The organism is Pseudomonas sp. REST10, assembly GCF_029542605.1.
GTDB lineage: Bacteria > Pseudomonadota > Gammaproteobacteria > Pseudomonadales > Pseudomonadaceae > Aquipseudomonas > Aquipseudomonas khazarica.
Genome location: NZ_CP035677.1, coordinates 835,939 through 861,037 on the forward strand (window position 1 = coordinate 835,939; position 25,099 = coordinate 861,037).

Annotated in this window: 15 protein-coding genes; 4 read left to right on the forward strand and 11 right to left on the reverse strand. The window is 66.3% G+C overall.

The features are described from left to right. Positions 1–12: 12 nt before the first annotated feature. The 5 genes from mscK to EWH21_RS03950 form a co-directional block, all read right to left on the reverse strand. Positions 13–3,363, reverse strand: coding sequence for a mechanosensitive channel MscK (mscK, locus tag EWH21_RS03930; protein WP_277699835.1), 3,351 nt, complete (start codon positions 3,361–3,363; stop codon positions 13–15). 114 nt (positions 3,364–3,477) lie between these two features. Then, positions 3,478–5,223 (reverse strand): potassium/proton antiporter, encoded by a 1,746-nt coding sequence (locus tag EWH21_RS03935; RefSeq protein ID WP_210390289.1) that lies wholly within the window; start codon positions 5,221–5,223, stop codon positions 3,478–3,480. A gap of 187 nt (positions 5,224–5,410) precedes the next feature. After that, positions 5,411–7,216 carry an acyl-CoA dehydrogenase gene (locus tag EWH21_RS03940; RefSeq protein ID WP_277699836.1) on the reverse strand — a complete coding sequence of 602 codons (1,806 nt, stop codon included), beginning with the start codon at positions 7,214–7,216 and terminating at the stop codon, positions 5,411–5,413. 121 nt (positions 7,217–7,337) lie between these two features. Next, positions 7,338–8,390 carry a nitronate monooxygenase gene (locus tag EWH21_RS03945; RefSeq protein WP_277699837.1) on the reverse strand — a complete coding sequence of 351 codons (1,053 nt, stop codon included), beginning with the start codon at positions 8,388–8,390 and terminating at the stop codon, positions 7,338–7,340. Beyond that, positions 8,381–9,571, reverse strand: a complete 1,191-nt coding sequence (locus EWH21_RS03950; protein WP_277699839.1) for a YbfB/YjiJ family MFS transporter — start codon at positions 9,569–9,571, stop codon at positions 8,381–8,383. The genes EWH21_RS03945 and EWH21_RS03950 overlap by 10 nt, the downstream gene beginning before the upstream one ends. 94 nt (positions 9,572–9,665) lie before the next feature. Here EWH21_RS03950 and EWH21_RS03955 point away from each other — a divergent pair, with 94 nt between their 5' ends. Next, positions 9,666–10,553: a LysR substrate-binding domain-containing protein gene (locus tag EWH21_RS03955; protein WP_277699840.1), complete on the forward strand. Its 888-nt coding sequence runs from the start codon at positions 9,666–9,668 to the stop codon at positions 10,551–10,553. 26 nt (positions 10,554–10,579) lie between these two features. Further along, a complete protein-coding gene (rlmJ, locus tag EWH21_RS03960) occupies positions 10,580–11,434 on the forward strand; it encodes a 23S rRNA (adenine(2030)-N(6))-methyltransferase RlmJ (protein WP_277699841.1) in 855 nt (284 codons plus the stop codon). A gap of 69 nt (positions 11,435–11,503) precedes the next feature. Here rlmJ and EWH21_RS03965 read toward each other — a convergent pair whose 3' ends face one another. The 4 genes from EWH21_RS03965 to EWH21_RS03980 form a co-directional block, all read right to left on the reverse strand. Beyond that, positions 11,504–12,757 carry an HD-GYP domain-containing protein gene (locus EWH21_RS03965; protein WP_152487733.1) on the reverse strand — a complete coding sequence of 418 codons (1,254 nt, stop codon included), beginning with the start codon at positions 12,755–12,757 and terminating at the stop codon, positions 11,504–11,506. Positions 12,758–12,818: 61 nt separating this feature from the next. Continuing rightward, positions 12,819–13,016, reverse strand: a complete 198-nt coding sequence (locus tag EWH21_RS03970; RefSeq protein ID WP_037049790.1) for a putative motility protein — start codon at positions 13,014–13,016, stop codon at positions 12,819–12,821. 15 nt (positions 13,017–13,031) lie between these two features. After that, positions 13,032–13,685 (reverse strand): peptide-methionine (S)-S-oxide reductase MsrA, encoded by a 654-nt coding sequence (gene msrA, locus EWH21_RS03975; RefSeq protein WP_277699843.1) that lies wholly within the window; start codon positions 13,683–13,685, stop codon positions 13,032–13,034. 50 nt (positions 13,686–13,735) lie between these two features. Next, entirely contained in the window at positions 13,736–16,441 is a 2,706-nt protein-coding gene (locus tag EWH21_RS03980; protein WP_037049784.1) for an EAL domain-containing protein, read from the reverse strand. Between the two features lie 139 nt (positions 16,442–16,580). On the opposite strand from EWH21_RS03980, the gene EWH21_RS03985 reads away from it, so the two are divergent. Continuing rightward, positions 16,581–17,114 carry a hypothetical protein gene (locus EWH21_RS03985; protein WP_231499301.1) on the forward strand — a complete coding sequence of 178 codons (534 nt, stop codon included), beginning with the start codon at positions 16,581–16,583 and terminating at the stop codon, positions 17,112–17,114. A 97-nt stretch (positions 17,115–17,211) separates the two neighbouring features. On the opposite strand, the gene aceF is transcribed toward EWH21_RS03985, so the two are convergent. Beyond that, positions 17,212–19,176 carry a dihydrolipoyllysine-residue acetyltransferase gene (gene aceF / locus EWH21_RS03990; RefSeq protein ID WP_277699846.1) on the reverse strand — a complete coding sequence of 655 codons (1,965 nt, stop codon included), beginning with the start codon at positions 19,174–19,176 and terminating at the stop codon, positions 17,212–17,214. A gap of 11 nt (positions 19,177–19,187) precedes the next feature. Beyond that, positions 19,188–21,833, reverse strand: a complete 2,646-nt coding sequence (gene aceE, locus EWH21_RS03995; RefSeq protein ID WP_047592756.1) for a pyruvate dehydrogenase (acetyl-transferring), homodimeric type — start codon at positions 21,831–21,833, stop codon at positions 19,188–19,190. Positions 21,834–22,104: 271 nt separating this feature from the next. Between aceE and glnE the strand changes: the two genes are divergently transcribed. Further along, positions 22,105–25,047, forward strand: coding sequence for a bifunctional [glutamate--ammonia ligase]-adenylyl-L-tyrosine phosphorylase/[glutamate--ammonia-ligase] adenylyltransferase (glnE, locus tag EWH21_RS04000; RefSeq protein ID WP_277699849.1), 2,943 nt, complete (start codon positions 22,105–22,107; stop codon positions 25,045–25,047). Positions 25,048–25,099: the final 52 nt, after the last annotated feature.

Below are 25,099 nucleotides of genomic sequence, written 5' to 3' on the forward strand. Positions count from 1 at the left end.
CTCCTCTGCAGGTCAGGGCGTGGCGGGGGGAGGGGGCGTGTCTTGCACCGCTGCGGCGCCCGCCGCAGCAGCCTTGATCAGATCCTTCTGGTCGAGCTTCTGCTCGCCATGCTCCAGGTTCTTCACGTACACCTCGACCTGGCGGAAGGCGATGTTGATGCCGTTCCTGGGGAATTCCTTGTCGATGAAACGGTTGATCTCGTCGGTGGCCGGGTTGCGGTCGCCGAGGTCGCGCACGTGAATGCGCAGCTCGTGATCCAGGGTGCTTTCGCCGAAATTCAGGAAGTAGGCAATCGGCGCCGGGTCTTTCAGCACCCGGCTGTTTTCCTGGGCGGCCTGCAGCAGAAGTTTGCGCACCAGGTCGAGGTCCGAGCCGTAGCCGACACCGACCTTGAGGGTGACGCGGGTCACGGTGTCGCTCAGCGACCAGTTGATCAGCTGGCCGGTGATGAAGGTCTTGTTCGGAACGATGATTTCCTTGTGGTCGAAATCGGTGATGGTGGTCGCGCGGATGCGGATCTTGCTCACCGTACCGGACAGGTTGCCGATGGTCACCACGTCGCCGATGCGCACCGGGCGCTCGAAGAGAATGATCAGGCCGGATATGAAGTTGGCGAAGATTTCCTGCAGGCCGAAACCCAGGCCGACCGAGAGCGCGGCCACCAGCCACTGCAGCTTGTCCCAGCTCACGCCCAGGGTGGACAGGGTGGTGACGATGCCGATGGCGACCAGGGCGTAGGACAGCAGCGTGGTGGTGGCGTAGGCGCTGCCCTGGGCCAGGCGCATGCGCGACAGCACCAGCACCTCGAGCAGGCCGGGCAGGTTGCGCGCCAGGGCCACGGTGATGGCGACGATGATCAGCGCGCCGATCACGTCCATCAGGCTGATCGGCACCAGGGTGGCGGCCTCGCCGGTGCCGCTGCTGTACTCGTAGAGGTTGACCGTGTCGAGGTAGGTGAACACGCCGATCAGCTCGGCCCAGACCCAGTACAGGCACACCAGGAAGCCGCCCAGCAGGGCCAGGCGGATCAGGCGCAGCGACTGCTGGTTGACCTGCTCGATGTCGAGCGTCGGCTCCTCCACCGCTACCTCGCCTTCCGGGCCGTCCTTGCTCTGCGTCTGGCGCTTGGCCAGCGCGCGCTGGTAGGCCAGGCGCCGCGCCGCGACGCTGAGGCCGCGTACCAGTGTCGCTTCCAGCACCAGCCAGATGATCACCAGGTAGAGGGTGTCGATCAGGCGATCGGTCAGCTTGAGCGCCGTGTAGTAGTAACCGAAGGCGACGGCGCCGATCAGTGCCAGTGGCAGCAGGTTGAATACCAGACCGATAGCGGTGCGCAGCCCCGAGGTGTTCTCGCGCAGCGGCGCATTGAACAGCAGGTGGAACAGCAGCCAGGCCATCAGGGCGTAGCAGCTCAGCACCACGGCGATGCCGATCACGTCGTTGGCGAGGCTGGCCGGCTGATGTTCGGCGATGCTCACGACCGCCACCAGCGCCATCACCACCATGCCCAGGCGGCGCAGGTGCTGGCGGAAGAAGGCGACGTTGGCCGGTGGCCAGTGGAAGTGCAGGATGGCCACGCCGTCCGGCGAGAGAATCCGGTGCAGGGTGTAGAACACCAGCCAGGCTTCCGCCATCTCGTACAGCGCGCCACCCAGGTAGAGGTTCTGGCCGCGTGCATCGTGCAGCAGGGCATAGCCGCAGAGCGCGAGGAACAGCGCCACCGGTAGCGCCAGGATCAGGTTCAGCCCCAGGGCCAGCGGGGTATGCAGCTGGCTGTCGTGCTTGTAGTGGCCGATGTCGCCGTGCAGGCTGCCGAGCTTGCGGAACAGGTACTGGCGGCGCCAGAGGATCAGAGCGCAGAGCAGGATCAGCGGCAGGAACACCAGGGGGCGGTCGATCAGGCCCGCGCCCAGCTCGCTGATGGCGATCGCCCAGGGCATGTCGGTGAGCTGCTGCTGCAGGTAGTGCGGCGCCGACTTCAGCCAGTCGAGGTCGAGTGGCTTGTTGCTCGGGATCCAGAACATCTGCTCGTCGATGGTGGCGCGCAGGCTGCTGGAGGTGCTCTGCAGTTCCTTCTGGTTGAGCTGCAGGGTGATCGATTCATTGAGCAGCGCATTCAGCGAGCGGCTGAGGCGGTCGAGCAGTTCGCGGCGGGTATCGAGCTGGTCGAGCAGGGCGCTGCGCAGTTCGGGGCTGACCTGCTCCCCCGGCTGGTTGTCCAGCAGGTCGTTGACGTAGCGCGACGGGTCGCGAATCTCCTCGCGCTGCTTGTTCAGCTCGAACTGGTACAGGCGGATGTCGGCGATTTCATCGGCGAGCGAACCGTCCTCCAGCTTGAGCTGCGGCAACGCCTGCTTCTGCTGATAGAGAATCTTCGACAGTAGCAGGCTGCCCTGCAGGACCCGGATCTGTTCATCCAGTGCCTGTTCTGCCTGGGCCAGGTTGTCCAGTTGCTGGCGCGTCTGCAGGTTCTGCTCGGTCAGGCGGTTGAGGCGATCCGTGGCCCGCAGCAGGTAGTCGGAAAGCTTGAGATTGAGCGTGCTCTCCTTCGCCAGCAGTTTGTCCGAGCTGGCACGTTCGGCCTCCCGCGACTGTTCGGCGACGGTCTGTTCCGACTCGGCGCGGCGGCGTTCGTTGATCAGGCTCTGCAAGGCCTGACGTTCCTGCTCGGCACGGTTGATGCGCTCTTCGAGCAGGGCGCGCTGGGCGCTGCCGAGGTCCTGCAGCAGGCTGTTACCGGCCAGCTCCTGGCGGCGCAGCTGGGTCTGCGCCGCGAGCAGCGCGAGTTCCGCATTGAGCTGGTCGCGGCGTTCCCGGCTCAGCGACTTGCCGTCGTAGCGGCCGCTCTTCAGGCTGTCGTTGATCAGTTGGCTGCGCGCCTGGTTCTGGCTGATCTCCGCTTGCGCGCGCTCCGGGCGGGTCTGTGCGGTGATCACCAGGCTGTTGGCCTCGATGATGGCCTTGTTCCAGTCGCTGAGCTGGCTGGAGCGTTCGTTCAGCAGCTGCTCCAGCTGGGGCAGGGTGGTACGCGCGTGGCGCTCGGCGATGGGCCGTTCGGGGCTGGCCTTGAGCCTGCTCAGCTCGCGCTGGGACTCGGTGATGAGGCGTGGCGCCTCGTCCAGCTGCTTGCGCAGATCGCCCAGGCGTTTCTCGGCGTCATCGCGATCCCTGAGCATGCGCAGCGTCTGTTCCAGCGTCTGCTTCATGGCCAGCTGCTCGGCTTCCGGCAGCTTGCGGTCGGCCAGGCTGTCCAGGCTCTGCTGGACGTTCTCGGCTTTGGGTGGTTCGTCGGCGAACGCTGGCGGCAGGCCGAGGCACAGGGCGAACAGGACGGCAACGAGGGGCAGGCGCGACAGGTGCATGGTGCAGTGATCTACCGATGGCGGTGGCGACGAAAAGTGCTGGCGACGTGACGCAGGCACGGGCCTGAGGCCCGTGTCTGCTGCTGATGCTAGCAGAGTCCTTGCAGCGGTTTTCTAGAAGTGCAGCCCAGGGCCTGGGCGAGCGCCTTCGGGGAATCTGACGCCAACCTTGCGTACCTTGTTCCCTTCCATGGCGGCCACGGTCCAGGTCATGCCCTGCCATTCCACCTGGTCGCCGACGATCGGTTCGCCGCCGATCTCCTGCGCGATGAAGCGGCCCAGCGGCTGGTTGCCCTCGACGTCGCCGAGTTTGAGGCCGTAGAGCGCTGCCACCGCATTCAGCTCGGCATCGCCCTCGAGCACGAAATCGCCGAAGAAACGCAGGTCCTGGCCGCGCTTGGGCGCCTGGCTGAACAGCTTGCCGAGGGCTGGCAGGTCATGTTCGTGGCCGATCACGCAGAGCAGGTCGCCGGCTTCCAGGCGCGTGCTGCCCGATGGGTGCAGCAGCTCGCGGCCGCGGAACAGCGCCGCGATACGCGTGCCCTCGGGCATGTTCAGTTCGCGCAGAGCCGCGCCGATGCACCACTTCTCCGCGCCCAGGCGATAGACGAACAGTTCCCACTGGCTGGTCGGGTGCACTTCCAGGCCGGCGCGCGACACCGGTGCCGGCTCCGGCGGTACGGTGACGCGCATCAGCTTGGCCGCCAGCGGCAGGCTGGTGCCCTGCAGCAGCAGGGAGATGATCACGATGAAGAAGGCCACGTTGAAGAACAGCTGGGCGTTGGGCAGCCCGGCCATCAGCGGGAACACGGCGAGAATGATCGGCACGGCGCCGCGCAGCCCGACCCAGGCGATGAACATCCGCTCGCGGTCGTGGAAGGCGCGAAATGGCAGCAGACCGAGGAAGATCGACAGCGGCCGGGCGAAGAGGATCATCCACAGCGCCAGGGCCAGCGCCGGCAGGGCGATGGGCAGCAGCTCGTGCGGCGTGACCAGCAGGCCGAGTACCAGGAACATGCCGATCTGTGCCAGCCAGGTGAGGCCGTCGAGCATGTGCAGGATGCCGTGGCGCGAGCGAATCGGGCGATTGCCCAGGAGCAGGCCGCACAGGTAGATGGCCAGGATGCCGCTGCCCCCCACCGCTGTGGTGATGGCGAAGATGATCAGGCCGCCGCTGACCACCAGCAGCGGATACAGGCCGGTGGCCAGCTCCATGCGGTTGATCAGGTTGAGCAGCAGCCAGCCGCCGCCCAGGCCCAGCAGGGTGCCGAGGCCGAACTGCTGTACCAGCTGGATCGGCAGGTCCCAGCTGAAACCGGTCTGGCCGCTGGCGAGCATGGCGATCAGGGTGATGGTGAGGAACACCGCCATCGGGTCGTTGCTGCCGGATTCGATCTCCAGGGTGGAGCTGACCCGTTCGTTGAGGCCGCGGCCGCCGAGCAGGGAGAATACCGCCGCCGCATCCGTGGAGCCGACGATGGCGCCGATCAGCAGGCCTTCCAGCAGGGTCAGGTCGAACAGCCAGGCTGCCGCCAGGCCGGTCAGGCCGGCGGTGATCATCACCCCCACGGTGGCCAGCGACAGCGAGGGCCACAGGGCCACACGGAAACTGGAGACCCGCGTGCGCATGCCGCCGTCGAGCAGGATCACCGCCAACGCCAGGTTGCCGACCAGATAGGCCAGGGGGTAGTTGTTGAAGATGATGCCGCCAGGGCCGTCGGTGCCGGCGAGCATGCCGACGCCCAGGAAGATCACCAGGATGGGGATGCCGAAACGTGTCCCGAAAGCGCTGACCAGAATGCTGGCCGCTACCAACAAGGCGCCGATCAAGAACAGATTGTTGATGGCGCTGGCATCCAAATGCGCATACTCCTGGCTGGGTGGATGGAGCGCCGTCATGCATGGCGCGTGCCAGGGATTCTAACCGTAGCCTTCGTACCGCTGTCAAAAAGGTTATTACATTTTCACAAGCCACAAGCCACAAGCCTGAGCGGAGTGCACTGCCGCTTTCTCTTGTCGCTTGAGGCTTGCAACTTGTGGCTGCTCTTTAGAACCAGCCGTCCTGCATGCCCAGGCAGGTGTCGTCGCGTGCCTCGAGCACGGCCAGATCGTGGTGGCAGCCCGGCACTTCCCAGGTCAGGAAGTAACGCGCGGCCTGCAGCTTGCCACGGTAGAAGGCCTGTTCCTCGGCGTTGTCGGTGCGCGCCAGACCCTGTTCGGCGTGAATCGCCTGCTCCAGCCAGCGCCAGCCGATCACGGTGTGGCCGAACACCTTGAGGTACAGCGCCGAGTTGGCCAGGCCTTGATTGACCTTGCCGCTCATCAGGTCGCCGAGCAGTGCCAGGGTGACCGCCTGCAGGCGCGCCACCAGTTGCTCCAGCGGCTGGCGCAGGGGCGTGAGCGACTCGTGCTGGCTGGCGCGCTGGCAGCATGCGTTGATCAGCTTGAGCAACTGCTTGAGCGCGGCGCCGCCGTTCTGCGAGACCTTGCGCCCGAGCAGGTCGAGCGACTGGATACCGTGGGTGCCCTCGTGAATCGGGTTGAGCCTGTTGTCGCGGTAGTACTGTTCCACCGGGTACTCGCGGGTGTAGCCGTGGCCACCGAGGATCTGGATCGCCAGTTCGTTGGCCTTGAGGCAGAACTCCGAGGGCCAGGACTTGACGATGGGTGTCAGCAGGTCGAGCAGCTCCAGTGCCTGGGTGCGCTCCTCGGCGGTTTCCAGGGTGTGGGTGTCGTCGAACAGCCGCGCGGCGTACAGGCCGAGGTCGAAGGCGCCTTCGACATAGGCCTTCTGCGTCAGCAGCATGCGCCGCACATCGGCATGCTCGATGATCGAGATCTGCGCGCTGGACGGGTCCTTGCCGTCCGGCTGGCGACCCTGCGGACGGTTGCGTGCGTAATCCAGCGAATAGAGGTAGCCGGCGTAGCCGAGCATGATGGCGCCCATGCCGACACCGATGCGCGCCTCGTTCATCATCTGGAACATGTAGGACAGACCCGCGTGCGGCTTGCCTACCAGATAGCCGATGCATTCGCCGTTGTCGCCGAAGTTCAGCGCGGTGGAGGTGGTGCCGCGCCAGCCCATCTTGTGGAACAGCCCGGCCAGGGTCACGTCGTTGCGCGGGCCCAGGCTGCCATAGGCGTCGACGTGGAACTTGGGCACAATGAACAGGCTGATGCCCTTCACCCCGGGCGGTGCATCCGGCAGCTTGGCCAGCACCATGTGCACGATGTTCTCGGAGATCGGCTGGTCGCCGCCGGAGATGAAGATCTTGTTGCCCTTGATGCGATAGCTGCCATCGGCATGCGGCTCGGCCTTGGTGCGGATGTCCGACAGCGAGGAACCGGCGTGCGGCTCGGTCAGGGCCATGGTGCCGAAGAAGCGACCGTCGATGATCGGCTGCAGGAAGCGCTCTTTCTGCTCGTCGCTGCCGAAGGCTTCGATAAGGTTGGCCACGCCCATGGTCAGCATCGAGTACGAGCTGGTGGCGCAGTTGGCGGACTGGAAGTGAGCGAAGCAGGCCTGCGACAGCAGGTTGGGCAGCTGCATGCCGCCCTGCTCGAAATCCCGTGTGGCGTTGAGGAAACCGGCTTCGTGGAACGCGCGCAGCGCAGGCTCGACCTCCGGGATCAGCACGGCGCCGCCGTCCACGTACTGCGGCTCGTGTTCATCGCTCTTGCGGTTGTGCGGGGCGAACAGTTGTTCGGCGATGCCGCGCGCGGTGCTGATCGCCGCATCGAAGGTCTCGCGGTTGTGATCGGCGAACCTTGGGCGTTGGGTCAGGGCTTCGGCGTCGAGTACTTCATAGAGTTCGAAGGCCAGGTTGCGGGCGCTGAGCAGAGTCTCGGACATGGAACGGGTCTCCTGATGATCGTCCGAGTCTAGGCAGTCCGTTGCCCGACTGCCCAGCATCATCAGTCACGGTGATAAAGCGCCACACCACCCTGCCGATCCCGGCACCGCAGGAGCGGCCTCAGTCGCGATGGGACTCGAAGCCCCGCGCCAGCGCGCGGGTCAGCTCGGCGGCCGGCATCGGCCGGCAGTTGGCGACGTTCTGCCCGGCCCAGAGTGGCGAGAAGTCGCTATCGCCCCGCGCTTCGGCTGCCGCGCGCAGCGGCGCGATGGCCGCCGTTGCCAGGGGGAAGGTGGGCGCCAGGGGGCTGAGCGGGCCCTGCTCGCGCATCAGGCGATTGACGATGCCACGCGCGGGCCGGCCGCTGAACAGGTTGGTCAGTGCCGTGTGTCGCGCTGCGGGGCTCTGCAGGGCCGTGCGGTGGAGGGCGCTGGTGCTCGCCTCCGGACACAGCAGGTAGGCGCTGCCGACCTGCACGCCTGCGGCGCCAAGTGCCATGGCCGCCGCCACCCCACGTGCATCGCTGATGCCGCCCGTGGCGATCACCGGGACGTCGAGGGCATCCACGAGCTGCGGCAGCAGGGCGAAAGTCCCCAGCTGGCGGCTCAGGTCATGATCGAGAAAGTGCCCGCGATGACCGCCGGCCTCCAGCCCCTGGGCGATCACCGCGTCGACGCCGCGCTCCTGCAGCCACAAGGCCTCCGCCAGCGTGGTGGCGCTGGAGAGAATCCTGGCGCCACTGTCGCGCACCCGTTGCAGCAGGGCGTTTTCCGGCAGGCCGAAGTGGAAGCTCACCACGGCCGGGCGAAACTCCTCGACCAGTTCCGCCGCCTCGGCATTGAACGGCAGGCGCCCGGGGCCGCCTGCGATCGTTGCCTGAGCCACGCCGAATTCCTGGTAGTACGGGGCCAGTGCCTCACGCCAGGTCGCTTCCCGGGCGGCATCCGGCTCAGGTTGCACGTGGCTGAAGAAGTTGAGGTTGAACGGTCGCTGCGTCAGGCCGCGCAGCGCCTCCAGCTCCTGGCGCAGGGCGGCCGGCGTGAGCATCGCACAGGGGATCGAACCCAGGCCTCCGGCCTCGCAGACGGCGGCGGCCAGGCGGTGATTCTGCGAACCGGCCATGGGCGCCTGGATCAGTGGCAGCGGGCTGCCAAACAGGTCATTCACGAGCATGGGGCGAGCTTCCTTTCGGTAGGGGAGTCGGGGGTGGGCGCCCGCCAGGTCCAGAACAATGACCAGAGCAAGGCCAGGGCGCCGATCGAGAAGCTGCTGGTCAGGCTGTGACCGGCGGCGGTCCAGTGTTCGACGAACCAGGGACCGACCAGTTGGCTGCCGCCGTAGAGGCTGATCAGCAGCGCGGCCAGGCGCGGTCCCTGGCTCGGCTTGAGCGCGCGGGCAAGGCGCTGCGTCAGCAGGACGGTGCCGAGGAAGGTGCCGCCGACCAGCACGGCGCTGCCCAGCACACCGACAGGGCCGGGCAGCAGGACCGGCAGGGCGGTTCCCAGCAGTTGCAGCACGTAGTTGACCTGCAGGGCACGGCGGTCGCCGAGCCAGGCACCGACACGATTCCACAGGGTCGCGGAGATCAGGCAGGCCAGGGCGGTCCACCACCAGTTGCCGATCAGCAGGGGATGGCCGGGCGGAAGCTGTTCGCGGGCCAGCGCGGGGAGGAAGGTCAGCGGCAGGATGTAGCCCAGGCCGGCGCCCAGGTAGGCGAGCAGCAACGGCAGGCTGCGACGGTCGATCAGTCGCCCCGGCGCACTGGCCTGGGCGCTGGCGGGCAGCTGCTGGGCCAGGCGTCGCAACATTCCGGCGCTGATCAGGGCAAGGGGCAGGGCGACCAGCGCGATGGGCAGCCAGCGCAGCGGCCCCTGCCAGGGCGTGAGCACGACCAGCGCGCCGCACAGCAGCATGCCGCCTCCCAGGCCCAGGTAGACCAGGCCACTCAGTGCCGTGGCCTGACGTACGGCGAGCCATTCCAGCACCAGTGCCGGGGCGAGGACGAAGACCACGCCGTTGCTGATGCCGTTGCTCAGGCGCAGGACGGCCAGCATGTCGATGTCGCGGGTGAATACCTGGGCCAGGGTCAGCCCGGCGTTGAGCAGCAGCGCGACCGGCAGGCCCAGGCGCAGCCCCTGGGGGCTGGCCATGGGCAGGGCGAGCAAGGCGCCGAGCAGGTAGCCCAGGTAGTTCCAGGTGGCCAGCTGGGCGCCCTGGGCCAGACTGAACAGGCCATCGTCGAGCAGCAGCGGCAGCAGCGGGGTGTAGGCGAAACGGCCCAGGGCATGCACCGCCACCAGTGCCAGGGCGGCGGCGAGGATGGCCTTGAAGCAGTCGCGGTCGAGTTTGAGCATTGGGCCTCCGGTCGTGCTGCGCACCATAGTCGTTGTTCTATATGGACTGTTAGTGAAAAATACTGCGATCAGTTTTCACTTTTGGTGAAAGATCATGGATGCCTGGCAACGTCTCAACCCGCAACTGCTGCGCTATTTCCTCGCCGTCGCGCGTGAGGGCTCCCTCAGTGCCGCCGGTGTGCGGCTCAATTGCGTGCCGTCGAACGTCTCGGCGCGCCTGCGCCAGCTGGAGCAGCAGCTCGACACGCGCCTGTTCCGCCGTCAGGGCCAGCGGCTGCGCCTGAGCCAGGCGGGCGAGCGCCTGCGACCGCATGCCGAGCACCTCGAGCAGCTCTGCCAGCTGGCCTGGCGCAGCGTGCAGGAGGATGTGTGGAGTGGTGACTTGCGCCTGGGCTCCATGGAGACCACCGCTGCCGTGCGTCTGCCCGAGCTGCTGGCGGCGTTCCATCAGCGTGCGCCACGGGTCAACCTGCAACTGAGCACCGGGCCGAGCCGGCGCCTGGTCGAGGAGGTGCTGGCCGGGGAGCTGGATGCCGGCCTGATCGGAGGGCCGTTCGAGCATCCGCAGCTCGATTGCCTGCCGATCTGGCAGGAGGAGCTGATGCTGGTCCTGCCACCCGCCCAGGACGCCGCCAGCCTGGGCGCGCGCCCGCAAACGCTGCTCGGCTTTCCCGAAGGCTGTCACTACCGCGAGCGCCTGGAGCGCTGGGCGCTCTCCAGCGACCTGCAGGTGGCGGCGCGGCAGAGCTATGGTTCGATCGATGCGATCTTCGCCGGTATCGCGGCGGGCATGGGCATCGGCCTGCTGCCGCGCAGCCTGCTCGAGCGCCATCCACGTGTGCACCTGGTGCAGTATCAGGCCATCGCCCCGCAGCTGGGGGCGACCACCACGCTGCTGGCGCGGCGCCGCGATGCCGGCGAGCACCCGCCGTTGTCCCTGTTGCTGGAGCTGATGCGCGCGCAAAGTCCGCTCAACGAGTAAACTCGACGGCTGTTTCGGAGACCCTCATGAACTACCGCCACGCCTTCCATGCCGGCAACCATGCCGATGTGCTCAAGCACCTGCTGCTGACCCGCCTGATCGCCCTGCTGTCGAAGAAGGAGGCGCCTTTCGCCTACCTCGACAGCCATGCCGGGATCGGCCTGTACGACCTGCAAGGCGATCAGGCCAATCGCACCGGCGAGTACCTGGAGGGCATCGGCCGTCTGTGGCAGGCCGAGCAGTTGCCGGATGCGGTCGAAGCCTACCTGGACGTGGTGCGGGCGATGAACCCCGATGGCACGCTGCGCTACTACCCCGGCTCGCCGGAGCTCGCGCGGCTGCTCAGCCGCGAGCAGGATCGCCTGCAGCTCAACGAGAAGCACCCCGAGGATGGTCGTCTGCTCAAGGACAACATGCGTGGTGACCGCCGCGTGGCCGTGCACCTGGGCGAGGGCTGGCATGTGCCCCGCGCCCTGATGCCCACCCGCGAGAAGCGCGTGTTGCTGCTGATCGACCCGCCGTTCGAGCAGGCGGACGAATTGCAGCGCTGCGTCGAGGCACTGAACGAGGCGCATGGGCGCATGCGCCAGGCCATCGTGGCGATCTGGTACCCGATCAAGGATGAGCGCCAGCTTGCGCGCTTCTACGCCGGCCTGAGCAAGAGCAACGCGCCAAAGCTGCTGCGTGCCGAGCTGTACGTCCATGCCCCGGACGATGCCAGTCGCCTGAGCGGCTCCGGGCTGGTGATCAGCAATCCGCCATGGGGTCTGGAAGACGAGCTCAAGCAACTGCTGCCCTGGTTGGCCGATGCGCTCGGGCAGAGTCAGGGCGGCTGGCGTCTGGACTGGTTGGTAGAAGAGGCGGCAAGCGGCAAGCCATGAACGCGTAGTCCGGATGAAGTCCGGGACCCGTGGCCGCCGAGCCCCGGAGTGCATCCGGGCTGCCAGGGCTCAACCGCGCTCGTGGTTCGGTTCGATGTGATAGCTCAGGTTGCGCCGCGGGCTGAGGTACTCCAGCACTTCCAGCGGCAGCTGTGACGGGCGCAGGCTGCGCGCGATGGCCAGGTCGCTGTCTTCGGCCAGGTCGACGATCAGCGCTTCGTGCTTGGCGACGCTGGCGTCGTAGAGGATCAGCGTCGGCCTCAGTGCCTGGGTCGGGTTCATGCCCAGCACCAACGCGTAGCGCTCGTCTTCCAGCTGCACCAGGCTGCCAGGCGGATAGATGCCCATGACGCGGACGAAGGCCTTCAGCGCCACCTCGTCGAAGTGCTCGCGCTGCTGCTTGAACATCTGCACCAGCGCCTCGTGAGGGCTCAGGGCCTGGCGCGGGTCGAGCGGGTTGCACAGGCCGTCGAAGTGATTGGTGATGGCCACCAGGCGACTGAGGCGGCCAATGCCCGCCTCGCGCAAGCCGCGCGGATAGCCCGAGCCGTCACAGTGCTCATGGTGCTCGTGGATGATGCGCAGCACCTCGTCGTCGAGCATGAGCTTCTGCCCCATGCGCAGGCCGAAATCGGTGTGCATCTGCAGCAGCTGCTGTTCCGGTCGGGTCAGCGGCTCCGGCTTGAGCAGCACCTTGCTCGGCACCTCCAGCTTGCCGATGTCGTGCAACAGCGCCCCCAGGCCCAGGCTGTGGCAGGCCTCGCTGTCGAGACCCAGTTGGCGCCCGAGCAACAGCGCCAGCACGGTGACGTTGAGGGCGTGAAAGTAGCTGTCCTCGGCGGCCTTGCCGGTGATGCCGTGCAGCACCACGCCGGGCGCGCCAAGGAGTGTCTCGACCATTTCGCTGACGATGGCGCCGGCCTGCTGCACGGCGTCCTCGGGACGGCTGCGCAGGGTCTGGTTGAGGGTCTTGATGCGTTGGCTGGCTTCGCTGAAGCGCCGGTCGACCTCCGCCAGGCGGCTGCGCAGGTGACGCAGTTTCTGCGCACGCTCCTGGCGGGCCTGGTGCTGCGGGTCGACAGGTGGCGCTTCGACTACGGCTTCGCTGGGGCTGTCGGCCGGCTCCAGCGGCGCGCAGTCGCTGCGTGCCGGGTCGTAGCGCAACCGTTCGAGGTTCAGCGCGCGCAGGGCGCGAATCTGCGCTTCATCCTTGATCTTGAAGTTGCTGAAGGCGAAGTCGTGCTCCCACCAGCTCAGCTCCAGCTGAACGTAGAGGCCGATGCACAACTGCTCGGGAGAAATGTAGGCAGGGCTGGCGGACATGCCGTGTACGCAGAAAGATGGCTATTTGCCGGCAGTGTAGTCCGACAGGCGCGGGCGGTCATCAGGCCATCACGTCGATGCTGTTGCCGAGGTGGGGCGGATTGCTCGGCGCGCTGGCCGGCGCGGCCGACTGCACCAGGCCGGTGATGTTGGCGGCCTGCAGGTCCAGCGTCTTGCGCAGCAGCAGAAGCGACATCTGCGCGGAGATCTGCGCAGATGCCTGGGTGGATACCTGGCTGGCGAGGCTGCTTACTTCCACGAGGGTCTACCGGTTTCAGGATTCAGGGGGTAGACATACGCCTGTTCCGCCGAGGCCGCAATAGCCGTTGGGGTTCTTCGCCAGGTACTGCTGGTGATAGGTCTCGGCGTAGTAGAAGGTCGGCGCATTGCCGATCTCGGTGGTGATGGTGCCCAGGCCCGCCTTCTCCAGCTCGGCCTGGAAGCGCGCCTGGCTGGCCAGGGCCGCATTCAGTTGCGCGGCGTCGTGGCAGTAGATCGCCGAGCGGTACTGGGTGCCCTGGTCGTTGCCCTGGCGCATGCCCTGGGTCGGGTTGTGCGCTTCCCAGAACACCTTGAGCAGGGCTTCGAAGCTGGTCTGCTGCGGATCGAACACCACCAGCACCACTTCGGTGTGCCCGGTCAGGCCCGAGCAGACTTCTTCGTAGGTCGGGTTGGGGGTCAGGCCGCCGGCATAGCCCACCGCCGTGCTGTACACGCCCGGCTGCTGCCAGAAGCGTCGCTCGGCCCCCCAGAAGCAACCCAGGCCGAATACGGCCTGCTGCAACCCGGCAGGGAAGGGCGGCTTGATCGGGTGGCCGTTGAGGTGATGGACATCGGCCACCGGCAGCGGCTCGTTGCGCCCCGGCAGAGCCTGTTCGGCGCTCGGCAGGGCCAGCTTGTGGACGAGTATCTGGGAACGCAGAACCATGGCGGTCTCCTGAAGGTGGGCAGGTGTTTGACTCGGTGTGACGCCGCGTATTACAGCCGCTGGTCGGCCTGCGGGCGGCACGGGTAGCGGCGCAGGCTGTCGATCAGCTCACGGCCCGAGATCGGTTTGTCGAACAGGTAGCCCTGGCCGACGTCGCATTGCTGGCGCCGCAGGAAGCCGAGCTGGGCGCCGGTCTCGATGCCCTCGGCGACCACCTTGAGCTTGAGGTTGTGGGCCATGGCGATCACCGCCGAAGTGATCTCCATGTCGTCCTGGTTGTCGGGAATGTCCTTGATGAAGCTGCGATCGATCTTGATCACGTCGATGGGGAATTTCTTCAGGTAGCTCAGCGAGGAGTAGCCCGTGCCGAAGTCATCCATCGCCAGGGTCAGGCCCAGGCTCTTCAGGCGGCCGAGCTGGTGGCGGGTGTCTTCGGTGGCTTCCAGCAGCAGGCTCTCGGTCAGTTCCAGCTCCAGCAGCCGAGGGTCGAGCTGTTCCTCGTTGAGGATGGCGGCGACGGAGCCGACCAGGTCGGGATCGGAGAACTGCTTGGGCGACAGGTTGATCGCCACCTGCAGCTGCCCCAGGCCGATGGCGGCGATCTGCTTGCTCATGCGGCAGGCCTGGCGCACCACCCACTTGCCGATGGGGATGATCAGGCCGGTTTCCTCGGCCACGCTGATGAACTGGTCCGGGCGGATCATGCCCTTTTCCGGGTGCTGCCAGCGCAGCAGCGCTTCCATGCCGAGCAGTTGCCCGCTCTTCAGGCAGAGCTTGGGCTGGTAGAAGACTTCCAGTTCGTTCTGGGTCAGGGCGCGGCGCAGGTTGTTCTCGACGAACAGCTTGTAGTTGGCCTCGGCGTTCAGGGCTTCGGTGAACAGCTGCACCTGGTGTTTGCCGTTGGCTTTGGCCTTGTGCAGGGCCAGGCCGGCGTGCTTCATCAGGGTCTGCGGGTCGTCGCCGTGTTCCGGGGCGATGGCCAGGCCGACGGAGCCGGTGATGCTGATCAGCTGGTTGTCGACGAACAGCGGCTTGTCCAGCGTCTGCAGGACCTGCTGGGCGATGCGCATTCCGCCGTCCTGATCGCTGCCATCGAGGAGGATGGCGAACTCGTTGCTGGCGAAGCGCGCCAGCGTGCCCTGGGTGCCAAGGCTGTTGCGCAGACGCCGGGCCAGGGCCGAGAGCAGCTTGTCGCCGGTCTGGTGGCCGAGGCTGTCGTTGATGCGCTTGAAGTTGTCGATGTCCACCAGCAGCAGCCCCATGGGGCGCCGGGCATGACGCGCGAAGCGCTCTTCCAGGCTGCGGATGAAGGCAGGCCGGTTGCCGAGGTTGGTCAGGTTGTCGGTGTAGGCCAGGCGCTCGATACGTTGCTGCGCCAGTTTGGCGTCGGTGATGTCTTCGTAGATGCCGATGTAGTGGGTCAGCTCGCCATCGTCGCCGTAGACCTTGGAGATCGACAGATGGCCCCAGTACGGCTCCTGGCTCTTGCGCCGGCTGCGGAACTCGCCTTGCCAGCTGCTGTGCTCGGCCAGGCTGGAATCGGCGTCGAACAGCAGGTCGCTGAGGTTGGACAGCGCCGGCAGCTCGGACAGGCGGTGGCCGCAGACTTCGTCGCTGCTGTACAGGGTGATGGCGGTGAAGCTCGGGTTGACGTACTCCACGCGGCCGTCGCGGTCGACCAGCAGGAAGGCGCTGGCGCTCTGCTCCACGGCGCGCTGGAACAGGTGCAGTGCGTTGGTGGCGGAGCGCTTCTCCTGATTGATCAGGACCTGGGCGAACTGGTCGGCCAGCTCCCCGGCGAAGGCGATCTCGTCGGCTTGCCAGATGCGCTTGGCGCCGATGTGCTCGAGGCAGAGGATGCCCACCACCTCGCCTTCGATGCGGATGCTGGCATCGAGCATGGAGCTGATCCCCAGCGGTTCCAGGTAGGTCGGCTTCAGTTCGCGGGTGCGCAGGTCGTGTTGCGCGTCGTGGGCATCGATGGCGCGGCCGCTGTGCAGCGCGTCCAGGTAGTGGGGGAAGCTGCGCGCATCGATCGGCGGCAGTTGTTCGTGGCGATCCAGGTCGCGGCGGTACAGCGAGATGCAGTCGAGGCTCTGGCTGTTCAGGTGCCAGATGCCCGCACGGGCGACGCCGTATACCTCGCAGGCAGCCTGGGTGATGAGCTCGGCCGCCTCCTGTTGCGGATCGCTGGAGACATAGCGCTGGCGTGACAGGCGCACGATCAGCTGCTGCTGGGTATGCGAGCGGGCCAGGTGCTGCAGGTGGTCGCGCTGAGTGCGCTGATACTGCTGCAAGGCGTTGCGCAGGTTCTGGTTCTGCGCCAGCAGCTCGCTCTCGTCGGGGGTATGGGCGGCGAGGCTTTCATCGGCGATCAGCAGGTAGCCACGCAGCAGCTGACGGTTGTGCTGCCTGAAGGGCTCGCCCATCTCCAGCAGGTTCAGTGCACCCTGTGGCGTGTGCAGGGTGTAGCGCACCAGGTAGTGCTGTCCCTGCAGCAACTGTTGCTGGATGCTGTCGTGCAGGCGATAGCGTGCCTCGGGCTCCATCAGGCTGGCGTAGGGGGCGTCGATCAGCGCGCACAGATCGGCGGCGCTGATGCCCAGCTTGCGTTCGCAGGCCGGGTCGAGAAACAGCAGTGCCCAGCTTGGCTCGTTCAAGCGCTCGAAACGCAACATGCCGAGCCGTGATGGCACTGGCAACTGCGTCACAACCTCGGCTGCCGAACGGGGGCCGGCATCGGGATGGCTTTTCATTGGGCGTTGGGCTTCCAGTATGCTGACCAGGCGAGGCATCCGTTCTCGGTACAGAGTCACCACAGCCGCAGGGCGCGGTGACATGGACGGAGGCTAGGGCTCAGGCCTACTTCACTATAGCGTTCGGCAAGGGTGCATCATGCAAGCGAGACTGACAAGAAAACTGATGGCCATCGTGCTGGGCGGGGCGCTTTCCGCCGCCTTGCCCGCTGTTTCCAGCGCCGACCAGAGCAAGGCGCTGCAAGGCGATGAGCAGGTCGTCTATCTAGACGGACTCAAGCGTCTCTACCTCACCGGCAACGAACGCCAGGCGCTGCTGGCGCACAGCAACGCACTGCTTGAAACCTACGCCCTGCGCGCCGGCTACCAGGTCGGGCAGGCTCAGCCGGAGGACCTGCTCTATCGCTTCAGCGTCGCCGATACCGGTGAACTGATCCTGCGCGAGGAGCGCCGGGGAGCGGAAGGCAGTGCCATCGCCGTGCACAATCAGCGGCTCGCGGTGTTCGGTGTCGATCCGTTCATCCGCTATGAGTGTCCGACCAGCGGTATCCGTTGCGTGCTGTTCAACCCGGCTGATGGCAGCCCGTTGCTGACGATCGTGCGCGATCACCAGGGCGCGGGCGAACTGGCCAAGGCACTGAGCTTTCTGATTCGCAACGTGCAGAAGGGCTGAGAACGGTAGAAGGGATTACCGCCAGGGATGGCAGGTAAAAAAAACCCCGCCTGAACAGACGGGGTTGAGGATGCGAGCGTGGCGTGCTCGAAACGATTTACAGCAGGATGGTGCGGATGTCCGCCAGCAGCTGCGACAGGCGCAGAGTGAAGCGGGCGGCAGCGGCGCCATTGATCACACGGTGATCGTAGGACAGCGACAGCGGCAGCATCAGGCGCGGCTGGAAGGCCTTGCCATCCCAGACCGGTTGCATGCTGGCCTTGCTCACACCGAGGATCGCCACCTCCGGCGCGTTGACGATCGGCGTGAAGCCGGTGCCGCCAATGTGACCGAGGCTGGAGATGGTGAAGCAGGCGCCCTGCATGTCATCGGCAGAGAGCTTCTTCTTGCGGGCCTTGTCAGCCAGTTCGGCGGCTTCGCCAGCCAGCTGCAGCAGGCTCTTCTGGTCGACGTTCTTGATCACCGGTACCAGCAGGCCATCCGGGGTGTCCACGGCGAAGCCGATGTTCACGTACTTCTTGCGGATGATCGCCTTGCCGCTCGGGGCCAGCGAACTGTTGAAGTCCGGCAGCTCCTTGAGCAGGTGCGCGCACGACTTGAGCAGCAGCGGCAGCACGGTCAGCTTGACGCCGGCCTTCTCGGCCACGGCCTTCTGCGCGACGCGGAAGGCTTCCAGGTCGGTGATGTCGGCGGACTCGAACTGAGTGACGTGCGGCACGTTGAGCCAGCTGCGGTGCAGGTTGGCGGCGCCGACCTGCATCAGGCGGGTCATCGGCACTTCTTCGATCTCGCCGAACTTGCTGAAGTCCACGGTCGGGATCGGCGGAATGCCGGCACCGCCGGTGGCAGCGGCTGCAGCAGCCTGCGGTGCGGCCTTGGCCTTCTGCATCATCGCCTTGACGTGAACCTGCACGTCTTCCTTGAGGATGCGGCCTTTCGGGCCGGTGCCGGCGATGTCCGCCAGTTCGACGCCGAAATCACGGGCCAGCTGACGCACGGCCGGGCCGGCATGCACCTTGGCACCGTCGCGCTTGGGCGCGTTGGCGACTTCGGCAGCCGCCGCCGACAGCGAGGCAATGGCGCGCACTTCGGCGGCCACTTCCGGGGCGGCGCCTTCCGGCACGCGGTGCACTTCCTGGCTGGCTTGCGCCGGCGCAGCGGCCGGGGCGGAGCCGGCCACCTTGAGCTTGAGGATCAGGTCGCCGGTGCCGATCTCGTCATCCAGCTTGACCAGCACTGCTTCCACCACACCGGCAGCCGGCGCGGGGATTTCCATGGAGGCCTTGTCGGACTCCAGGGTCAGCAGGCTCTGGTCGGCTTCGATGCTGTCGCCGGCCTTGACCATGATCTCGATGACCTTGCCCTTGGCGCTGGAGCCGATGTCCGGCACGTGCACGTCCTGCACGCTGCTGCCGGTCGGAGCGGCGGCCGCTGCCGGAGCAGCAGCGGGAGCGGCTTCGGCTTTCGCGGCAGCCGGCTGGGCCGCTGCGGCGGCGCCTTCGACCTTGAGCTTGAGGATCAGGTCGCCGGTGCCGATCTCGTCATCCAGCTTGACCAGCAGTGCTTCCACCACACCGGCAGCCGGCGCGGGGATTTCCATGGAGGCCTTGTCGGACTCCAGGGTCAGCAGGCTCTGGTCGGCTTCGATGCGGTCGCCGACCTTGACCATGATCTCGATGACCTTGCCCTTGGCGTCGGAACCGATGTCCGGCACGTGCACGTCCTGCACGCTGCTGCTGGTCGCAGCCGCAGGGGCAGCAGCCGGAGCGGCCGCTTTCGGGGCTTCGGCCGGTGCCGCCGCGGCTTTCGGCGCAGGCGCCGCTTGCGCGGCACCTTCGACTTCCAGCACCAGCAGATCGTCGCCTTCCTTCAGGCGATCACCGATCTTGACCTTCAGTTCCTTGATCACGCCGGCCTTGGGCGAGGGCACTTCCATGGAGGCCTTGTCGGACTCCAGGGTCAGTACGCTCTGGTCGGCTTCGATACGGTCGCCGACCTTCACCAGCAGTTCAATGACCTCGCCTTCACCGCCGAGGTCGGGTACGCGAATCAACTCACTCATCGCTACGCTCCTTAGCAGTCCAGGGGGTTGGCTTTATCGGCGTCGATGCCGAACTTGGCGATGGCATCTGCCAGCACCTTGGCTTCGATCTCGCCACGGTCTACCAGGGCTTCCAGAGCGGCCAGCACGACCCAGTTGCGGTCCACTTCGAAGAAGTGGCGCAGCTGCTTGCGGCTGTCGCTGCGGCCGAAGCCGTCGGTGCCCAGGACCTTGTATTCCTTGCTCGGGACCCACTGGCGAACCTGTTCGGCGAACAGCTTCATGTAGTCGGTGGAGGCGATGACCGGCCCCTTGCGACCGTTCAGGCACTCTTCGAGGTAGGTCTTCTTGGGCTTCTGGCCCGGGTGCAGGCGGTTGCTGCGCTCGACGGCCAGGCCGTCGCGACGCAGTTCGTTGAAGCTGGTGACGCTCCACACATCGGCGCCGATGTTGAACTCGTCGCGGAGGATCTTCGCCGCTTCGCGGACTTCGCGCAGGATGGTGCCGGAACCCAGCAGCTGCACGTGGTGCGCGGCTTCCTTCTTGTCTTCCTCGAGCAGGTACATGCCCTTGATGATGCCTTGCTCGACACCTTCCGGCATGGACGGCTGCTGATAGGACTCGTTCATCACGGTGATGTAGTAGAAGACGTCCTGCTGCTCTTCGGTCATCTGGCGAATGCCTTCGCGGATGATCACGGCGAGCTCGTAGCCGTAGGTCGGGTCGTAGGTGCGGCAGTTGGGAATGGTCGCCGCCAGCATGTGGCTGTGACCGTCTTCGTGCTGCAGACCCTCGCCGTTGAGGGTGGTACGACCGGCGGTGCCGCCGATCAGGAAGCCACGGGTGCGGCTGTCGCCGGCGGCCCAGGCCAGGTCGCCGATACGCTGGAAGCCGAACATCGAGTAGAAGATGTAGAACGGCAGCATCGGCTGGTTGTGGCAGGAGTACGAGGTGCCTGCAGCGATGAAGGAGCTCATGGCGCCGGCTTCGTTGATGCCTTCCTCGAGGATCTGACCTTTCTTGTCCTCTTTGTAGAACATCACCTGGTCTTTATCGACCGGCTCGTAGAGCTGACCGACCGAGGAGTAGATGCCGAGCTGGCGGAACATGCCTTCCATACCGAAGGTACGAGCCTCGTCCGGGATGATCGGGACGATGCGCTGGCCGAGTTCCTTGTCCTTGACCAACTGCGCGAGGATGCGCACGAAGGCCATGGTGGTGGAGATTTCACGATCGCCCGAACCGTCGAGGATGGCCTTGAGGGTATCCAGCGGCGGGGTGGGGATGCTGAAGCTCTGCTGGCGACGCTGTGGTACGAAGCCGCCCAGCGCGTTGCGGCGCTCGTGCAGGTACTTGTACTCGGGGCTGCCCGGCTCCGGACGAACGAACGGCAGGTTCTCCAGCTCTTCGTCCTTGACCGGAATGTCGAAGCGGTCGCGGAACTGGCGCAGGCTGTCGACATCGACCTTCTTGGTGTTGTGCGCGGTGTTCTTCGCTTCACCGGCGCCGGTACCGTAGCCCTTGATGGTCTTGGCCAGGATCACGGTCGGCTGGCCGCTGTGGTTGACCGCCTGATGGTAGGCCGCGTAGACCTTGTACGGGTCGTGGCCGCCACGGTTGAGCTTCCAGATCTCGTCGTCGGAGAGGTCCTTGACCATCTCCTGCAGCTCGGGGCTGTTGAAGAAATGCTGGCGTACGTAGGCGCCGTCTTTGGCCTTGTAGTTCTGGTATTCACCGTCGACCACTTCGTCCATGCGACGCTGCAGGGCGCCGTCCTTGTCCTTGGCGAACAGCGGGTCCCAGAAGCGGCCCCAGACCACCTTGTTGACGTTCCACTGGGCACCACGGAACACGCCTTCGAGTTCCTGGATGATCTTGCCGTTGCCGCGAACCGGGCCGTCGAGGCGCTGCAGGTTGCAGTTGATGACGAAGATCAGGTTGTCCAGCTTCTCGCGGCCCGCCAGGGAGATGGCACCGAGGGATTCCGGCTCGTCGCACTCGCCGTCGCCCATGAAGCACCAGACCTTCTGCTTGCCGGCCGGGATGAAGCCGCGTGCTTCCAGGTACTTCATGAAACGCGCCTGGTAGATCGCCTGGATCGGGCCCAGACCCATGGATACGGTCGGGAACTGCCAGAAGTCCGGCATCAGCCAGGGGTGCGGATAGGAGGACAGGCCCTTGCCGTCGACTTCGCGACGGAAGTTCTTCATCTGGTCTTCGTCGATGCGGCCTTCCATGAAGGCGCGGGCGTAGACGCCAGGGCTGGCGTGGCCCTGATAGAACACCAGGTCGCCGCCGTGCTCGTCGGTCGGGGCCTGGAAGAAGTAGTTGAAACCGATGTCATAGAGCGTCGCCGAGGAGGCGAAGCTGGAGATGTGGCCGCCCAGATCCGGGTCGTCCAGGTTGGTGCGCATCACCATGGCCAGAGCGTTCCAGCGCACCAGCGAGCGGATGCGGCGTTCCATGAACAGGTCGCCGGGCATGCGAGCTTCATGGGTAACCGGAATGGAGTTGCGGTACGGCGTGGTGATCGCGTAGGGCAGTTGCGCACCGCTACGGGTGGCCAGCTCGCCCAGACGGGTCATCAGGTAATGGGCTCGGTCTTCACCCTCACGGTCGAGGACGGATTCAAGGGCGTCCAGCCATTCCTGGGTTTCGATCGGATCGAGGTCTTGCATGGCTTGCTCCAGGGCGGAAAGGCTTCCAGAATCGGAGGCCAGTTGGGTCTCGCCGGCTTTTTGGGCGGGCAAGTTGAAATTCTTGGATTTACCGGGGGTAGGACCGGCCGCTTGTAGTTTTACTACATTCCGACGGCGGATTCAGCCCTCTGGATACAATTCTTTAGTAGTAAAACTACAATTCGCGGCGCTGCCGGCCGCGCGTGCCCCGCAGGAGCGGGGTTCCGGGCGTTTGCACCGTGCGTCCGGCAGTCCGCCAAAAGGATAGACCATGAGCCTGCCGTTGCTGGTCGAGTTGCCCCCTTCCCTTATTGCCCTGTCCGAACGCGCCGAGCAGTCGCTGCAGACCGCGCTGGCCGAGCATGAGGGGCTGTCTGCGCGCTTCGCTGCCTGGCCGCAGGCGCGGCATGACGCCTGGCGACAGGTCGCGGCCCTGAGTGATTTCGTCGCAGAGCAGGCGCAGCGCGATCCGCAGATGTTCAGCGCGCTTGCCGAGTCGGGGGAGCTGGAGCGCAGCCTGGCGCCGGGCGAGCTGCGTCAGCAGCTGCAGGCACTGTTGGCCGACTGCGTCGATGAGGAGGCGCTGGGGCGTTGCCTGCGGCGCTTCCGCAGCCGCCAGCAGTTGCGCATCATCTGGCGTGACTTCAGCCGTCAGGCGGCGCTCGGCGAAACCTGTCGCGACCTCTCCGACCTGGCCGACGCCTGCATCGACCTGGCCTACCACTGGCTCTATCCGCGCCATTGCGAGCAGTTCGGCACCCCGACCGGCCGGCGCAGCGGCCAGGCGCAGCACATGGTCATCCTCGGCATGGGCAAGCTCGGCGCGCACGAGCTCAATCTGTCCTCGGACATCGACCTGATCTTCGGCTACCCGGAGGGCGGCGAGACCGAGGGCGTGAAGCGCCCGCTGGACAACCAGGAGTTCTTCATCCGCCTGGGGCAGAAGCTGATCAAGGCGCTGGATGCGATCACCGTCGACGGCTTCGTCTTCCGCACCGACATGCGCCTGCGTCCCTACGGTTCGTCCGGTGCGCTGGTGTTCAGCTTCAATGCCCTGGAACAGTACTACCAGGATCAGGGGCGCGACTGGGAGCGCTACGCGATGATCAAGGCGCGCGTGGTCGGCGGTGACCAGCAGGCGGGCGCCGAGCTGCTGGAGATGCTGCGGCCCTTCGTCTACCGCCGCTACCTGGACTTCTCCGCCATCGAGGCACTGCGCTCGATGAAGCAGCTGATCCAGCAGGAGGTGCGGCGCAAGGGCATGAGCGAGAACATCAAGCTCGGCGCCGGCGGTATCCGCGAGATCGAGTTCATCGCCCAGGCCTTCCAGCTGATCCATGGCGGGCGCGATCTCAGCCTGCAGCAGCGGCCGTTGCTCAAGGTGCTGGCCACGCTGGAAGGGCAGGGCTACCTGCCGCCGACGGTGGTCGCTGAAATGAAGGAAGGTTACGAGTTCCTGCGCTACGCCGAGCATGCCCTGCAGGGCATCGGCGACCGGCAGACGCAGATGCTCCCGGCGGACCCGCTCGACCAGGCGCGCGTGGCGGCGATCATGGGCTTCGCCGACTGGGCGAGTTTCCACGAGCGGCTGATGCACTGGCGTGGGCGCATCGAGTGGCACTTCCAGCAGGTGATCGCCGATCCCGACGAGGATGAGGCGCAGGGCAGCGAGGCCTGTGTCGGCGCCGAATGGCTGCCGCTCTGGGAAGGCGCGCTGGATGAGGAGGCCGCCGTGCAGCAGTTGCAGGAGGCCGGGTTCGGCGAGGCCGGAGCGGCCTTCCGGCGCCTGGTCGACCTGCGCAATGGCCCGCAGGTGCGGGCCATGCAGCGTCTCGGGCGTGAGCGGCTGGATGCCTTCATTCCGCGCCTGCTGGCCCAGACCATCGAGCACGACCGCCCCGACCTGGTGCTGGAGCGCGTGCTGCCGCTGGTGGAAAAGGTGGCGCGGCGTTCCGCCTACCTGGTGTTGCTCAGCGAGAACCCCGGCGCGCTGGAGCGCCTGATCACCCTGTGTGCGGCCAGCCCGTGGATTGCCGAGCAGATCGCGCGCTTCCCGCTGCTGCTCGACGAGCTGCTCAACGAGGGGCGGCTGTACTCGCCGCCGCTGGCGCCGGAGCTCGCCGCCGAGCTGCGCGAGCGGCTGATCCGTATTCCCGAGGAGGACCTCGAGCAGCAGATGGAAGCGCTGCGCCACTTCAAGCTGGCGCACAGCCTGCGCGTGGCGGCGTCGGAGATCGCCGGTACGCTGCCGCTGATGAAGGTGTCGGACTACCTGACCTGGCTGGCCGAGGCGATTCTCGACCAGGTGCTGGCGCTGGCCTGGCAGCACACGGTGCAGCGCCACGGCCGCCCGTCGCGTGCCGATGGCACGCCTTGCGATCCGGATTTCATCATCGTCGGCTACGGCAAGGTCGGCGGCCTGGAGTTCGGCCATGGCTCGGATCTGGATCTGGTGTTCATCCATGATGGCGACCCGCAGGCCGAGACCGACGGCGCCAAGCCCATCGACGGGGCGCAGTTCTTCACCCGGCTGGGGCAGCGCATCATCCACCTGCTGACGACCCAGACCACCTCCGGCGCGCTGTACGACGTGGACATGCGCCTGCGTCCATCCGGCGCGGCCGGGCTGCTGGTCAGTTCGCTGGGGGCCTTCCAGCGTTACCAGGAAAACGAAGCCTGGACCTGGGAGCACCAGGCGCTGGTCCGTGCGCGGGTGCTGGTGGGCTGCCCGCGCCTGGCGGGCGAGTTCGCCCGCGTGCGCGCCGAGGTGCTCGGGCGCCAGCGTGATGTGGTCGCGCTGCGCGGCGAAGTCAGCGAGATGCGCGCGAAGATGCGCGACAACCTCGGTACCCGCGCCACGGGGGCCGGCACCGGGGAAAACGCCTTCGATGCGGCGAGCTCCTTCGATCTGAAGCAGGATGCCGGTGGTATCGTCGATATCGAATTTATGGTGCAATACGCGGCTCTGGCCTGGTCGTGGCAACACCCGCAACTGCTTGAATTCACCGACAACATCCGCATCCTCGAGGGGCTCGAGCGGGTCGGTCTGATGTCGGCGGAAGATGCCGGGTTGCTCCGCGAGGTCTACAAGGTTTACCGCTCGGCCGCTCACCGCCAGGCGCTGCAGAAGCAGCCCGGGGTGGTGCCGGGTGATCAGTTCCAGGATGAGCGCCACGCCGTGATGCGGCTGTGGCGCCAGCTGGAACTGGGTTGATGGCCGCAGGGCCGTACGAATGATCGAACCGCGAAGCGAATTGAGGAGCAGG

Bases quoted from the DNA above. Each gene is read 5' to 3' on its own strand.
- EWH21_RS03965 (WP_152487733.1), bottom strand. From the start codon at position 12,757: ATGTCCGCCAGCCCTGCCTACATTTCTCCCGAGCAGTTGTGCATCGGC.
- EWH21_RS03945 (WP_277699837.1), bottom strand. From the start codon at position 8,390: ATGCTCGTGAATGACCTGTTTGGCAGCCCGCTGCCACTGATCCAGGCG.
- mscK (WP_277699835.1), bottom strand. From the start codon at position 3,363: ATGCACCTGTCGCGCCTGCCCCTCGTTGCCGTCCTGTTCGCCCTGTGC.
- EWH21_RS03980 (WP_037049784.1), bottom strand. From the start codon at position 16,441: ATGAAAAGCCATCCCGATGCCGGCCCCCGTTCGGCAGCCGAGGTTGTG.
- EWH21_RS03940 (WP_277699836.1), bottom strand. From the start codon at position 7,216: ATGTCCGAGACTCTGCTCAGCGCCCGCAACCTGGCCTTCGAACTCTAT.
- EWH21_RS03950 (WP_277699839.1), bottom strand. From the start codon at position 9,571: ATGCTCAAACTCGACCGCGACTGCTTCAAGGCCATCCTCGCCGCCGCC.
- EWH21_RS03985 (WP_231499301.1), top strand. From the start codon at position 16,581: ATGCAAGCGAGACTGACAAGAAAACTGATGGCCATCGTGCTGGGCGGG.
- glnE (WP_277699849.1), top strand. From the start codon at position 22,105: ATGAGCCTGCCGTTGCTGGTCGAGTTGCCCCCTTCCCTTATTGCCCTG.
- rlmJ (WP_277699841.1), top strand. From the start codon at position 10,580: ATGAACTACCGCCACGCCTTCCATGCCGGCAACCATGCCGATGTGCTC.
- aceF (WP_277699846.1), bottom strand. From the start codon at position 19,176: ATGAGTGAGTTGATTCGCGTACCCGACCTCGGCGGTGAAGGCGAGGTC.
- EWH21_RS03955 (WP_277699840.1), top strand. From the start codon at position 9,666: ATGGATGCCTGGCAACGTCTCAACCCGCAACTGCTGCGCTATTTCCTC.
- msrA (WP_277699843.1), bottom strand. From the start codon at position 13,685: ATGGTTCTGCGTTCCCAGATACTCGTCCACAAGCTGGCCCTGCCGAGC.
- aceE (WP_047592756.1), bottom strand. From the start codon at position 21,833: ATGCAAGACCTCGATCCGATCGAAACCCAGGAATGGCTGGACGCCCTT.